Genomic DNA, 15,414 nt, shown 5'->3' with positions numbered 1-15,414 from the left:
ATTATTGTCAGTAGGATGATTTTAAGAACATTCAATGGGTATTCGCATACAATACATTATCTCGCAACAATCCTATTACGTAATGAAATTTTCTCGCACAAACACCTAGATAGTCGCATAAGATGAATTGAAAATGAATGAGGAGGTTCGCTCGAATGGCAGAATATAGAGAGATTATTACTAAAGCAGTCGTAGCGAAGGGACGTAAATTTACACAGTCTCATCATACGATTTGCCCGCCGCAAGATCCATCGAGCATATTAGGCTGCTGGATAATTAATCATCAGTATGAAGCACACAAAGTTGGTAAGAAGGTTGAGGTACACGGTTCTTATGATATCAACGTTTGGTACTCACATAGTGACAACACAAAAACATCTGTTGTGACTGAAAGAGTGGATTACACAGATGTCATTAAGCTGAAATATCGTGACCCGGATTGCCTGGACGACATTGAAGTATGTGCACGCGTACTACAACAGCCAAATTGCTGCGAAGCGGTGATTTCACCAAACGGTAACAAAATCATTGTTCATGTTGAACGTGAATTCCTAGTTGAAGTTATCGGAGAAACTAAAGTTTGTGTTCTTGTAAACCCAGAAGGCTGTGACGATGATGACTGGGATTGCGAATTAGACGATGAAGAATTCGAAGAGCTAGATCCTGACTTCTTAGAAGGAGTAGAAGAATAACGGTTACTAGGAAGACGGCCTCTTCCTAGTTTTTTCTTCTAGGTTAGTAAACAGTGTAACTCTCTTTTATCAGAAGACTTAAAGAAGTATACTGAATTATATATTATTTGTTACTTACAAATCTTTGAATTAAGGGCGTCTAATGATGCTCTTTTTTCTATTGCCCACAATGTTAAATATAGATTCTTTTCAGAAAGATTATAGTTTGCAAAAGAGCAATAGAAAAAGAGCTTTATGAATTGTATATTTTACATGAGTAAAAGCAAGCTAATCACCGCACAGGTTAAGGAGGAAATAAAGCCTGTTAGTAAAGGTTTAAATCCTAGCTTTCCAATGTCTTTAACTCTTACTTGTAAGCCAACAGCAGCCATAACCATTACAATCATAAATTTAGAAGATGTCTTCATATATGTTTCTAATACGGTTGGAATAATTTCAAAAGTATGAAGAAGTGATACGCCAAGAAATAAAAAAATAAACCAAGGGAAAACGTCTTTATAATTGGTCTTCCTTGAATCTTTGCTGTTTGTTTTCACAAAGAAAGGCAGACAAAACATAATGGGTATGAGAAATAAAGTTCTTGCTAATTTTACAGTAGTAGCAACTTCTCCTGCCTTATCTCCATATACATAGCCTACTGCAACGGCTGAAGATGTATCGTGTACAGCAGTTCCAGCCCAAATTCCAAATGAAAGATCAGACATCTGAAGAACTTGGCCAACCAGTGGGTATGTAACAAAGGCAATAAGATTGAAAAAAACAATGGTGGATAAGGCATAGGCTGTTTCATTTTCCTTTGCCCCGACAATCCCTTTTACTGCTGAGATTGCGGTGGCACCACATATGCTTGTACCAATCCCAATTAATAAACTTAGTCTTTTATCGATGTTAAGCATTTTCCCTACTAAATAGGTCACGCCAATCCCAATTGAAACAGATAGTGAAATAATCCATAAGGCTCTTTGTCCAATCTCTAGTATATCGAATAAGCTTAAACTCACGCCCAGTAATACAATGGATATTTTTAATATTTTTTTCAGGGTGAATTGAATACCAGGATTAATTTTAGACGAAAGTGGAAAGGCATTTTGAAGAATGACTCCAATTAAGATGGCAAATAAGAGGTTCCCTACCAAAGGAAACAAAGTCCCCAATCCCTTAGAAATGAAACTTATGATAACGACTAGAAGGACTCCCCAAATTAATTTTGGCAATGCAGGATCTGATTTTTTATGAATGAATACGTCTTGTTGCAATGTGTGTTAGCTCCTTTTTAAAAAATCTACCAATAAGTATAATACAAATTCTTAAAATCGAGAACGTTCGTTAAATATCTGAATTCATTTATTATGTTAGAATAAACAGATGTACGAAATAAACACCTAGAAGTGAAAGGATTTTGACTTATGATAAAAACATTAGTTCTGGCAGAAAAACCTTCTGTTGGTCGAGATATTGCACGAGTACTTCAGTGTACTAAAAAAGGGAACGGATTTCTAGAAGGAAATGAATATATTGTTACATGGGCTCTTGGTCATTTAGTTACATTAGCTGAGCCAGAAAGTTATGATGAGCGGTATAAAACCTGGAACCTGGAAGATCTGCCAATGCTCCCCGACTCATTAAAACTTGTCGTTATAAAGAAAACAGGGAAACAATTCAACTCAGTTAAAACCTTAATGAATCGACAGGATGTAAAGGAAATTATTATAGCAACAGACGCTGGACGAGAAGGTGAGCTGGTGGCTCGTTGGATTATAGAAAAGGCAAGAGTAAAGAAACCATTAAAACGATTATGGATTTCTTCCGTAACAGACAAAGCGATTAGCGATGGATTTAGTAAACTGTCTGATGCCAAAAGTTATATCCGTTTATACGAAGCCGCAGAAGCGAGGTCAGAAGCGGATTGGTATGTAGGTATGAATGCCACACGTGCACTCACTACGAAACACAATGCACAATTATCATGTGGTCGTGTACAAACACCCACCCTTAGTATAATCGCAGCAAGGGAAAAAGAGATTAAAGAGTTTAGTCCTCAACCGTTTTATGGATTGAAGGCTTCGACTGAGAAGGGTAATTTTGTTTGGATAAATTCTAAGAACCAAGATACAAAAACCTTTTCTAAGGAAATGATTTCAACCGTTTTTAACAGTTTAAAAAATGAAAAAACAGCTACAATTCATAAAGTTAATAGTACGTTTAAGAAAAATTATGCCCCTTCACTATACGACTTGACTGAATTACAAAGGGATGCACATAAACTCTATGGATTTTCTGCTAAAGAAACACTATCTATCATGCAGAAACTGTACGAACAACATAAACTAGTTACTTATCCAAGAACAGATAGTAAGCACTTATCTTCAGATATGGTAAGCACGCTAAAAGACAGACTTGATGCAATCAATGTACAACCGTATCGAACGTTTGTAAATAAAGCGGTGAAAGGTTCACTAACTCTTTCAAAAGCGTATGTAGATGATCGTAAGGTATCTGATCATCATGCCATTATTCCAACAGAAGAGACACCTTCTTTACAACGATTACAAAATAGAGAGTTAAAGGTATATGATTTAATTGTTAAGAGATTTATATCTGTTTTTTATCCACCCTATGAATTTGAGCAAACAACCGTTAAGGCTTCAATTGGGGGAGAGAGTTTTCAAACAAAAGGAAAAAGAATCGTTGAAATAGGCTGGAAAGAGATTTATAACTTTGATAATGAAGAAGACCAAGTATTATCAAAGATGGAGGAAGGTAAAAACATATCTATCCAATCTATTTCTGAAAGTGAAGGAAAAACAAATCCACCCAGTCGTTTCAACGAAGGTACCTTATTATCAGCAATGGAAAACCCAAAAACGTTCATGAAGGAAAGTAATAAAAATCTCCTGGAGACAATTAATGAAGCTGGGGGTCTCGGAACAGTAGCCACTCGTGCTGATATTATTGAAAAATTGTTTAATTCAGGGGTTATTGAGCAAAAAGGGAAAGAAATCTACATCACTTCAAAAGGAAAGCAATTATTAGAGCTGGTACCTATTGAATTACAATCCCCCGCCCTGACGGCTGAATGGGAGCAAAAACTCGAAAAAATCGCTAATGGATCTCTAAGTAAAACTGAATTCCTCAAAGAAATAAAGGAGTATACGAAAAAATCTGTTTCAGAGATCAAAAATTCCACGAAGAAATTCACTCATGATAATCTTACTGGAACAAAATGTCCGGATTGCGGTAACTTAATGTTGGAGATAAAAAATAAGCATGGGAAAAAACTAGTTTGTCAAGATCGTGAATGCGGACACAGAAAAAATATAAGTAAAAAAACGAATGCCCGTTGTCCAAACTGCCATAAAAAACTAGAATTACGTGGCCAGGGAGAAGGTCAAGTTTTCGTATGTACATGTGGACATAAAGAGAAGCTATCAACGTTTAACAATCGAAGAAAAAAAGAAAAAGACACTAAAGCAACAAAACGAGACGTTCATAAGTATTTAAAAACTCAGGAAAAAGAAGAACCAGTGAACACAGCTTTAGCAGACGCTTTAGCTAAATTAAAATTAGATCAATAAAAAATAAAAGTAATGAAGTGTGTGAGGAATCGCAAACGAAAAGAGAATCTCAAAATTTGAGGTTCTCTTTTGCTATTAAAACAAAAAATTTTTTCACTGAGAGTGTATGCGTTTACATGACTGAATAAAAAGGAATCATTCTTTTAGTCTTCGTTAATTTTTATCTGAAAAAATAATATTTTTAGAAAATTCTGTTGTTTTTTGTCGTTTAACGTATTAGAATGAACGTTAATTTCAAAATTGAAGGGAGGACGTTCGTGATGCTTACATTCCTTGCATCCATCATGATCTTACTATTAGGTTATTTTATTTATTCAAAGGTGGTAGAGAAGATTTTTGTTATCGATGACGACAATGTAACTCCAGCATACAAAAGTAAAGATAATTATGACTATATGCCCATGAGCTGGTGGAGAGCAAGTCTTATTCAATTATTAAACATTGCGGGGTTAGGTCCAATCTTCGGAGCCATTTTAGGAGCTTTATATGGACCGGTGGCGTTTATCTGGATTGTGGTTGGTACCTTATTTGCAGGGGCGGTTCATGATTATTTCTCGGGAATGCTGTCGCTCCGACATAATGGTGTTCAATTTCCAACTCTTGTCGGAAAATACCTTGGAAAACCAGTTCAGTCAGTCATGAATATTTTATCCATAATTTTAATGATTCTTGTGGCAGCTGCTTTTACTTCAGGCCCTGCTCAGTTAATGGCTGAAGTAACACCCCTTTCATTTATGACATCGTTAATAATAATTTTTACATATTTTTTAATAGCAACAGTGCTGCCCATCAATAAATTTATTGGTAAGGTATATCCATTTTTCGGAGCCATCTTAATCTTTATGGCATTAGCAATTGGAGGAGGGTTATTTTTCTTTGACAATCCGGTTCCAAACCTAACGTTTACTAACTTGCATCCTCAGGAATTACCCCTTTGGCCATTACTAATGGTAACTGTATCCTGCGGAGCAATTTCAGGGTTCCATTCCACACAAAGTCCGATTCTTGCTAGAACATTAAAGAAAGAAAGTGAAGGTCGGAAAGTCTTCTTTGGTGCAATGGTGGCGGAAGGAATTATTGCACTTATTTGGGCAGCAGCTGGAATGGCATTTTTTAATGGTACCCACGGACTTCAAGAAGCATTAGCATCAGGAGGTCCTGCAGGAGTAGTAAATGAAATTAGTAAATCCACCCTAGGTTCTTTTGGTGGTGTATTAGCTGTACTAGGAGTGATTATTCTTCCAATCACAACCGGGGACACCGCTCTAAGATCGTCCAGAATGATGCTGGCAGATCTATTAAAAGGTGTAAACAAGAAAAAAGAGAATGGGAGATGGACTTCCATGTTACTCGTAATCCCCGTTGCATTACCAACTTTTTTTCTTACTCAGATTGACTATACATTCTTATGGCGATATGTAGGGTGGTCCAATCAAGTAGTTGCAACCGTAATGTTATGGACAGCAACTATCTATTTACTACAAAATGGTAAGTTTCATTGGATATGTAGTGTTCCTGCCTTATTTATGACAGGAGTGGTTAGTTCTTATATTTTTTATGCACCAGAAGGGCTCAGTCTACCTTATAATACGTCAATGATTTTAGGAGCGATTCTATGGGGAGTAATATTCCTTTGGTTTATTTTTCAACTGATAAAATATAAACCGATCTATCGAGAAGTAATGAACGTGAAATCTATAAATTAATAGGTAGTATTTGACAGACTTTTCAGCTGAAAAGTCTGTCTTTTTAGTAGGGGAGTAGAAAATTGTCGATAAATAGTTAGAATATTCAATATTTTAAAGGTGCTATTTTACAAATTTCGCAGTATAACTGTGCTAACGTATAAGAAAATAGAGATTTGCATCTATTTTTAAATAGAATTTACATAATGACAAACGGTGGGAGGAGTTCGTTTTACATTGTGTATAGTGCAATAAAAATAAGTAGGAGTTAGAATGAAGTGAAAATACTAAATATTCTGAATAAGTAGGAATCATGTGGAATTAAGTAGGTGTTTGCTAGTTAATACAAAAGATATGTAAACGCTTACTTTTTTGATAATTCTATTAGTATAGGAGGAATAACAATGTCAGATATGGTGAAAATAGGGTTGATTCAGGCCTCTCATGATGTGGATGGTAGTGAACCAGTGGAAGTCCACAAAGAGAAAGGAATAAACAAGCACATCAAACTTGTGAGAGATGCAGCAACAAAGGGAGCTCAAATTATTTGTTTGCAAGAAATATTCTACGGACCTTATTTTTGCTCAGAGCAAAATTCTAAATGGTATGAATCAGCTGAAGAAATTCCTAACGGTCCAACTACAAAACGGTTTCAAGAGTTAGCAAAGGAACTTAAAGTAGTAATAGTTCTACCAATCTATGAAAGAGAGGGCATTGCTACATACTATAATACTGCAGCGGTCATCGATGCAGATGGTACCTATTTAGGTAAATATCGTAAACAACATATCCCTCATGTTGGAGTTGGCGAAAATGGTTACGGTTTCTGGGAGAAATATTATTTTAAGCCGGGAAATCTTGGGTATCCAGTATTCGATACGGCGTACGCTAAAGTAGGAGTTTACATTTGCTATGATCGACATTTCCCAGAAGGTGCAAGACTATTAGGTTTAAAAGGAGCGGAAATAGTCTTTAATCCTTCAGCGACAGTAGCTGGACTCTCAGAATACCTATGGAAATTAGAACAACCTGCCCATGCTGTTGCAAATGGTTACTACTTAGGTGCGATAAATCGGGTTGGATATGAAGGTCCTTGGAATATGGGAGAATTCTATGGTCAATCTTACCTAGTAGATCCAAGGGGAAGCTTTGTTTCTATTGGAAGTAGAGATCAAGATGAAGTGATTATTGGTGAAATGAATAAAAAGCTTATACGGGAAGTGCGGGATACATGGCAGTTCTATCGTGACCGAAGACCTGAAACGTATAACGATATGACGGCATTACTTCCTTAATAACTGAAATGGCTGACATTGATACGTTTTAGATAGTATTCATCGTCAGCCAAACTTATTTCTAACAAATCATCTTCGTAACAGGAACAATGAGGTAGAAAAGAATCTTTCTATTAAGGGAAGAGGGGGAATAAAATTTGTCTAACACTCTATTAAAGTTGAATCTTGAAGAGAATTTCAAAGAAGCACATAAAGGGTTAATGAATCGAGAAGCCGAAGAGGAAGCTAATCGATGCTTATATTGCTATGATGCGCCTTGTATTCAAGCGTGTCCGACTGGAATCGATATACCATCATTTATTAAGAAAATAGCATCAGGTAATCTGTATGGATCAGCTAAAACGATCATGTCGGCTAATCCAGTAGGGGCTAGTTGTTCAAGAGTGTGCCCAACAGAAGAACTCTGTGAAGGTGCGTGCGTTTTAAATCATTCAACTAAACCAATTATGATTGGAGATCTACAACGCTATGCAACAGATTGGGCTCGACATAATGATGCTACATTGTTTCAAGCAGGGAAACCTAATGGATTTAAAGTAGGGGTTGTAGGTGGGGGACCTGCCGGTTTATCTGCTGCCAGGGAATTGGCCCGACTTGGGTATGAAGTGACTATTTATGAAGCAGAGAAGGAAGCAGGAGGGTTAAATACGTATGGGATCGTTTCATTCCGGCTTCCACAAAGCATCTCATACTGGGAAGTAGATCAAGTAAAAAAATTAAATGTGAAAATTACAACGAATACAGTAGTGGGGAAAGATATTTCAGTAGATGAGCTTATGGATCGTCACGATTATATCATTCTAGCAATCGGAATGGGAAATGTTCCAAACTTAAAGATTGAAGGAGAAGAGTTGAAGGGAGTTCATGATGCTATTGAGTTTGTAAAGGCAACCAAAAGCGGAGTTCTTTCTGAACAATACGCCGGGAAAAATGTAGTCGTTATTGGTGCCGGAAATACAGCTATTGATGGGGCTACCTGCTCCGTTCGATTAGGTGCAGAGAACGTGAAGATTTTATATAGAAGAACAAAGGATGAAATGACAGCCTATGATTTTGAATATGATTTTGCAAAGCAAGACGGAGTTGAGTTCAGGTGGCTTACAGCACCAAAAAGAATTATTGGGGATGAAGAAGGAAAAGTGACAGCTATAGAATGTATCAAAATGAAGTTAGGAGAGTCTGGTGAGGATGGGCGCAGGAGACCGATCCCAATTGAAGGCTCAGAATTTAATTTACCTGTAGATGTTGTGATTAAGGCAATCGGTCAGACACGTCATCTTTCTTTGATAGAACAATTTGGACTTCAGCATAATGGCGGAGTTGTGCAGGTGAATGCTGAGACCTTCCAAACATCAAACTCAAAGGTTTATGCTTGTGGAGATGTCGTTTTTGGGAAGGGGATTGGTGAGGCAATGGTTGTGACAGCAGCTGAACAAGGTAAGAGAGCTGCCTATCATTTGCATGCACAGTACTCAGAATTGCAGACCAATGAAAGAATGTTCTAGGGGGGAAACCAATGGCAAATTTATCGATTGATTTAGCAGGAATAAAATCACCCAATCCTTTTTGGTTGGCTTCTGCACCTCCAACGAATTCAGGGTATCAGGTGCAAAGAGCATTTGAAGCTGGTTGGGGTGGAGCGGTATGGAAGACACTTGGAGAACCAATTATTAATGTATCTTCAAGGTTTGCGGCAGTAAGTTTTAATGGTCAGAGAGTGGCTGGCTTTAACAATATTGAGTTAATTACAGATCGACCGTTAGAAGTGAACTTAAAAGAAATATATGAAACAAAGAAACGTTTTCCAAATCATGCTATCATTGCATCTTTGATGGTAGAGCCTAAGCAGGAGAAATGGCACGAAATCGTAAAAAAAGTAGAAGACGTTGGAGTAGACGGTTTGGAGCTTAATTTTGGATGTCCCCACGGTATGGCAGAGCGAGGAATGGGTTCTGCATCCGGACAAGTGCCTGAATTAGTTGAAAAACAAACGTATTGGGCTAAAGAAATGGCAAAAACACCCGTGATTGTTAAATTAACACCTAATATAACGGATATTACGGTAACAGCTGAAGCAGCAGTTCGTGGTGGAGCCGATGCAGTCAGTATGATCAATACAATAAACAGTCTTGCTGGAGTTGATTTGGATTCTTGGAATACTATCCCTCATGTAGGTGGTAAAGGAGCACATGGTGGTTATTGTGGTCCTGCAGTTAAACCAATTTCCTTAAATATGGTAGCAGAATGTGCAAGAAATCCACGTATTAATGTGCCAATTTCAGGAATGGGTGGAGTATCTAACTGGCAGGACGCTGTTGAGTTTATGCTCATGGGTGCGTCAGGTGTTCAGGTCTGCACGGCTGCTATGCATCATGGCTTTAGAATTGTTGAGGATATGATCGATGGATTAAATAATTATCTTGATGGTAAAGGGATATCATCAGTAGAAGATATTGTAGGAAAATCAGTTCCGAAGTTTTCTGATTGGGGAAATCTTGATTTGAATTATAGTGTTGTAGCTAAAATTAATACAGATGTGTGCATTAATTGTAATAAGTGTCATATTGCTTGTGAAGATACTTCTCACCAATGTATTGACATGTTAAAAGATCCTCATGGTAATCCTTTCCTAAAGGTGAGAGAAGAGGATTGTGTTGGTTGCAACCTTTGCAGCATTGTATGTCCTGTAGACGGTGCCATCGACATGATTGAAGTTCCGAGTGGACACATGCCCATGACATGGAATGAGCGACAGGCAGTAGTAGGGAAATTAGCAGCTTCAAAGATGGATGTAATCAAATAAATCAGGAGGGAAGAAAATGATAAAGATTATTAAAGATGGAATCATTGTTACAGCAACAGACACATATAGTGGAGATATTCTTATTAAAGATGGTGTGATTTCTGCAGTTGGTAAAGATTTTGAAGCAGAAAATGCTGAAATCATTGATGCAAAGGGGAAGTACATATTTCCCGGTGGAATCGATCCTCACACCCATCTTGAAATGCCTTTTGGGGGGACAGTTTCAAAGGACGATTTTGAAACAGGCACTATTGCTGCAGCTTTTGGTGGAACAACGACTCTAATTGACTTTTGTTTAACGAACAAAGGAGAGCCCCTTCAAAACGCTATTGATACTTGGCATGCGAAATCAAAGGATAAAGCTGTTATTGATTATAGCTTCCATTTAATGATTGGGGAAATCAATCAAGAAGTCCTATTACAACTTCCAAAAGTTATTGAGAAAGAAGGTATCACCTCATTCAAGGTCTTTATGGCATATAAAAATGTTTTTCAAGCAGATGATGAAACTCTTTTCCGCACATTAGTAGCGGCAAAAGAACTCGGTGCTCTTGTCATGGTACATGCAGAAAATGGAGACGTCATCGAATACTTAACGGAAAAAGCTCTAAAAGAAGGAAATACAGAGCCTATCTATCATGCTAAAACAAGACCACCTGAACTTGAAGGAGAAGCAACAGGGAGAGCTGCGAAACTAACCGGTCTTGCTGATTCACAACTTTATGTTGTTCATGTTTCCTGTGCTGAAGCGGTTGAGCAAATAGCTGAAGCGAGAAGTAAAGGATTAAATGTTTGGGGCGAGACATGTCCTCAATATTTAGTGTTGGATCAATCCTATCTAGAAAGACCGAATTTTGAAGGTGCAAAATATGTATGGTCTCCTCCCCTACGCGAAAAATGGAATCAAGATGTCCTTTGGAATGCGTTGAAGAGTGGGCAACTACAAACATTAGGTTCTGATCAATGTTCATTTGATTTCAATGGACAAAAAGATCTTGGAAGAAATGATTTCACTAAAATTCCGAATGGCGGACCAATCATTGAGGACCGTGTATCTATATTATTCTCAGAAGGAGTGGATAAAGGAAGAATTACCCTGAATCAGTTTGTCGATATTATGTCTACACGAAGTGCTAAATTATTTGGGTTATATCCTCAAAAAGGAACCATTGCAGTCGGCTCTGATGCTGACCTGGTCATCTTTGATCCGAAAACAGAGAGGGTTATTTCAGAACAAACCCATCATATGGCAGCAGACTATAATCCATTTGAAGGGATGAAAATTAAAGGAGAACCTGTTTCCGTTTTATCAAGAGGAGAATATGTAATTAAAGATAAGCAATTCGTCGGCAAATTGGGGAATGGGAAGTATATTAAGAGAGCGAAATACGGGAAGCAACTTTCAATAGAAGAGAGTGTAGAAGCACTTCAAGCCTCTAAATCCTAGTAAACTCCTACTCTATCCAGCTAAAACCTAGAACAACTCCTGCAAGCATAGTGAGAAAGGAGAAATGTCCCTTTTTCACTAGCTTGCCTCTCTTGTAATTAGTTTGGTTTTGCCATTTGAAGCAAACAAAAAGGAGTGTTCCATTTGAAAAGAAGCTATTTAAAGTCACCAGATTTATTACCAATTAAGGAAAGTGAAAGAAAAATTACGAAATTAGGATATTCGTTTATGTGGGTTGGAATGGTTGTTGTCCTTGCCACTTTTGCCATTGGAGGAGCCGGGGTGATGTCTCTACCTCTACCTCTAGTTGTCCTTGCCACAATTATCGGATCTTTAGCTATTGGACTATTTATTACATTAACAGGGGATATCGGAATCGAACATGGACTATCTTTTCCTGTCTATATGAGAGCACCTTTTGGAACTCTTGGTACCCATATACCGTCCATTGTTCGTGGACTGGCAGCCTCTATGTGGTTTGGAATAAATACGTATTTTGGCGCAACTGCCATGAATGGAATTTTAAATATCCTCTTTGGTTTTGATAATTGGTTTATATGCTTTCTAATATTTGCTGTTCTTCAATTAGTGAATACAGCATTAGGAATTAAAGCAGTGGAACGTTTTGCTGATCTTGCAGCACCAGTTATTATTTTGATATCTGTCTGGATGTATTCTTCCTTATCCGAATCTGCAGCAACTCAAGGAAGAGACATATGGAGCTGGGTTGAAAGTCCCGTGACAGGTGGCGCAGCGTTTACAGCATTTTTAGTTGTAGTCTTTAGCAATATGGGGTTTTGGGCTACACTTTCTGCAGATATTCCATCTATTTCCCGTTTTATGAAAGCTCCTAAAAACGAAAGAAATTGGTTTAAGAGAAATCGTAGTTCATTAATTGGGAATCTTGTTGCACTTCCTATCACCCAAGCGTTTATGGTATTAATTGGAGGGATATCATATATTGCTGTCCTAAATTATGATCCAGTTGTAGCCCTTCAGGAAGCAGCAGGTGGTCTCATTCTAGGTATTCTTCTCCTCATGATTGTGTTAGCTCAGTGGTCTACGAATATCGCAGCAAACATTGTGCCAGCCGCAACAATTTTCTCTAATGTAGGTGGACCTAAATTTCCATTCTGGGCAGGGGTTATAACAGCTGGGATTGTTGGGACCATTGTTCAACCTTGGGAGTTATTCGGTGTCATCATTCCTGTTCTTTTGTTTGTAGGGGGTATTCTATCTGCTATCGTTGGTATTTTAATAGCTGACTATTACTTTATTAGGAAGCGGAGAGTAAACGTACCGGATCTTTACGAAGACAATGGTCAATATAACTATATGAACGGTGTAAATTTAGCTGGGTTCATATCCTGGATAATAGGTGGCGTTGCATCCTATTATGTACCAAATTATTCTTTTCTAGTTGGATTTGGTTTGGGAGCTCTTTGCTATTATGTGTTGGCAAAATATTGGTGGTTTAAGAAATATGAACAGGCTGAGCTACTTGATCCTAGTGATGAAAAATATCTAGGACTGTCAGTAGGAAGAGATTGGGAGATTGATATAGAACCTGAAGTAGCCGTTGATGAAGTGCCAACGGGAACAAGTCTTACTTAGAGATAAACAAAGCTCATTTATTTGTATCGAAGACCTTTATGTTTAGTCGATTAACATAAAGGTCTTATGTTTAATGTGAAAAAGGAAATAAGGAGGGGTTTAGATGTCAGAATATCAAGAATTCCTAAGTGAAAGAGATAAGATTGATTTCCTCATTCAAAAGGGGTTCAAAATTGAAAAGGTAACAGAGAACCTTAGCGGTGCGTTTGTTCAATTTAAGCATACTGAGAATAAGAGAAGTGCCACACTTCATGTTAAAACAGCCAATGCGAGAAAGTACTTCTCCAATCTCTTGTTTACACATAAGCAATGAATGGGGGGGTTAAAGTGAAGAATTTCCTAAAGGGTAACCACTTTGATGAAAATAGGAGCCATGATGATATACAGAAGGACATTCAATCATCTGAGGAATTGGTAGAATGGGTACTATCATTCTTAACTTCAGAAAGTGTGACAGATGAAGAAATGATGTATTTGTTCAATGAGGAAGTTCAACTTTTGATCCCGAAAATAAAAGAAAAATAAAGGGTTGGGTTTTCCAATCCTTTTATCAATTCTAAAAGGTACTAAGGCGGATGACGAGGAGAGACTTATGAAAAGTAATTATTATTTTTCAGTAGAAGATATTCTAACTCGGAAGCATTTTGAACACGCAAAGGTAATTGCAGGACATAAAGGACTTAAGCGCAAAGTAAAGTGGGTACATGTAGTGGAAGTGACAGCAATAAGAAACCTTTTAAATGGAAACGAACTTATTCTTTCTACTGGATTAGCTTTAAAGGAAGAAGGTACGTTTCTTTCACTTATTAACCAATTGGTTGATTGCCAAGCAGCTGCCATTTGTATAGAGCTGGATACCAATATCTCAACTATTCCTAATTCAGTAATACGTTGCGCTGATGCAAATGATTTTCCGATAATCGTTTTTGAAAAAGAAGTTCCTTTTGTAAGCATCACTCAAGATATTCACTCTGTTCTCATTCACTACCAATATGAAATGGTTAAACAATTAGATTCTTATGCTCAACAGTTAAATAAAAAACTTCTAAATGTGAACCATTTTCGCGAAATTCTCCATGTTTTACATAAAGAGTTAGATGTACCTGTTTTTCTTGAATTAAAGGAACAAAATGTAGAAATATACCCCCCCTTTCGTCGTCCTGAAGAGCAAAGGCTTAGGATGTGTTATCTGCGCCATAAAAAAAGCATAGACGCTCAATTTGCTTCCACTAAGCTCATTCTCTTTGAACAAGAGTACGCTGAACTTTCAATCTATCGGAGTAGTCTTCCTTTTAGTGAATATGAATTATTGTTACTGGACAGAACATCAACTGCACTAGCTCAATTTCTCATGAGAGAACTTTATTTTGAGGAGAAGAAAAGGATAGAAGAGTCCAAATGGATTATGTCTTGGATAAAAGGTGAACATTCCTTTGACAGGATAGAAACATACTTATCTGATTTAAAGATAAATATTCAAGGTGGAGTTGTCAGTATCTGTCAATTAAAAAGGACAAATGAAAATGAAACACTTGATTTAACATACTTTAACTTAGTGGCTAGAAGTATTTTTGAACAACAAGGTTTTCAAGTCTTATCTGAAAGGGAGGGGAATGATCTAATTTTCATTTTGCTTGATACACGCCTAAACAAAGACTGGAAACCAAGAATTGTACATGCATATGAAAGAATACGTGATTCTGATCTTTTCCAATGTAATAGTGACATCATTTTCTCTACGGGTAAATATCAAAAAGAATTAATGAATATTCATAATAGCTATCAAACAGCAAAGGAGAGTATTTTATATCGATCTAAAATAAAAGATCATAAAGGATATTATTTCTATGACGACTTACATCTGTTCCGTTTAATATCTATTGTGCAAAAAAACGGTGATTTAGCAGAAATGTTAGAAGAATGTATACACCCAATTCTCGATTATGATAAAGAACACGATGGAAATTTATTACAAACGCTAAAAGTCTACTTAAGCTGTCAAGGCTCTAAACAAGAAACAGCCAAACGGTTATTTATCGTAAGGCAAACTTTGTACCATCGATTAAAAAAAATTGAAGAACTCCTTGGTGAACATTATATGACTCCAGAAAAAAGGATCGCTCTTGAATTTATGTTAGCAGCACATGAATATAAACAGTCTTTAAACTTTCAGGGGTGTACTAAGGTGAAAGGTGTGATCCCATAAAATTGTAAACTGTCTAATGAATGACTTGTATTTTTTACACATTGTCTAATGAAAGCCTTATCATTACTCATCATAATTGAAGTATGACAATCAGTAA

Annotated in this window: 12 protein-coding genes; 11 read left to right on the top strand and 1 reads right to left on the bottom strand. The window is 37.1% G+C overall.

Annotation, left to right across the window (positions count from 1 at the left end):
• Positions 1-155: 155 nt before the first annotated feature.
• Positions 156-692: an outer spore coat protein CotE gene (locus IQI_RS16045; RefSeq protein ID WP_064093632.1), complete on the top strand. Its 537-nt coding sequence runs from the start codon at positions 156-158 to the stop codon at positions 690-692.
• A gap of 248 nt (positions 693-940) precedes the next feature.
• On the opposite strand, the gene IQI_RS16040 is transcribed toward IQI_RS16045, so the two are convergent.
• A complete protein-coding gene (locus IQI_RS16040; protein WP_082892762.1) occupies positions 941-1,948 on the bottom strand; it encodes a YeiH family protein in 1,008 nt (335 codons plus the stop codon).
• Between the two features lie 150 nt (positions 1,949-2,098).
• On the opposite strand from IQI_RS16040, the gene IQI_RS16035 reads away from it, so the two are divergent.
• The 10 genes from IQI_RS16035 to IQI_RS15990 all read left to right on the top strand — a co-directional run bounded on the left by IQI_RS16035 (position 2,099) and on the right by IQI_RS15990 (position 15,317).
• The gene (locus IQI_RS16035) at positions 2,099-4,267 is read left to right on the top strand and encodes a DNA topoisomerase III (protein ID WP_064093631.1); all 2,169 of its coding nucleotides are present in this window, start codon (positions 2,099-2,101) and stop codon (positions 4,265-4,267) included.
• 260 nt (positions 4,268-4,527) lie between these two features.
• The gene (locus IQI_RS16030) at positions 4,528-5,973 is read left to right on the top strand and encodes a carbon starvation CstA family protein (protein ID WP_064093630.1); all 1,446 of its coding nucleotides are present in this window, start codon (positions 4,528-4,530) and stop codon (positions 5,971-5,973) included.
• A 383-nt stretch (positions 5,974-6,356) separates the two neighbouring features.
• Complete coding sequence (locus IQI_RS16025) at positions 6,357-7,247, top strand: nitrilase-related carbon-nitrogen hydrolase (protein ID WP_064093629.1); 891 nt, start codon at positions 6,357-6,359, stop codon at positions 7,245-7,247.
• A gap of 137 nt (positions 7,248-7,384) precedes the next feature.
• On the top strand, positions 7,385-8,752 hold the full coding sequence (locus IQI_RS16020) for an NAD(P)-dependent oxidoreductase (RefSeq protein WP_064093628.1): 1,368 nt from the start codon (positions 7,385-7,387) through the stop codon (positions 8,750-8,752).
• An 11-nt stretch (positions 8,753-8,763) separates the two neighbouring features.
• The gene (gene preA / locus IQI_RS16015; RefSeq protein ID WP_064093627.1) at positions 8,764-10,050 is read left to right on the top strand and encodes an NAD-dependent dihydropyrimidine dehydrogenase subunit PreA; all 1,287 of its coding nucleotides are present in this window, start codon (positions 8,764-8,766) and stop codon (positions 10,048-10,050) included.
• A gap of 16 nt (positions 10,051-10,066) precedes the next feature.
• Complete coding sequence (gene hydA, locus IQI_RS16010) at positions 10,067-11,497, top strand: dihydropyrimidinase (RefSeq protein ID WP_064093626.1); 1,431 nt, start codon at positions 10,067-10,069, stop codon at positions 11,495-11,497.
• A 144-nt stretch (positions 11,498-11,641) separates the two neighbouring features.
• Entirely contained in the window at positions 11,642-13,111 is a 1,470-nt protein-coding gene (locus tag IQI_RS16005) for an NCS1 family transporter (protein WP_064093625.1), read from the top strand.
• Between the two features lie 103 nt (positions 13,112-13,214).
• Complete coding sequence (locus IQI_RS16000) at positions 13,215-13,424, top strand: hypothetical protein (protein ID WP_064093624.1); 210 nt, start codon at positions 13,215-13,217, stop codon at positions 13,422-13,424.
• A 14-nt stretch (positions 13,425-13,438) separates the two neighbouring features.
• On the top strand, positions 13,439-13,636 hold the full coding sequence (locus tag IQI_RS15995) for a hypothetical protein (RefSeq protein WP_064093623.1): 198 nt from the start codon (positions 13,439-13,441) through the stop codon (positions 13,634-13,636).
• 67 nt (positions 13,637-13,703) lie between these two features.
• Positions 13,704-15,317, top strand: a complete 1,614-nt coding sequence (locus IQI_RS15990; RefSeq protein WP_064093622.1) for a PucR family transcriptional regulator — start codon at positions 13,704-13,706, stop codon at positions 15,315-15,317.
• Positions 15,318-15,414: the final 97 nt, after the last annotated feature.

Source organism: Rossellomorea aquimaris TF-12, assembly GCF_001648555.1.
Taxonomy (GTDB): Bacteria; Bacillota; Bacilli; order Bacillales; family Bacillaceae_B; genus Rossellomorea; species Rossellomorea aquimaris.
This window is presented reverse-complemented; position numbering and strand designations above follow the sequence as displayed.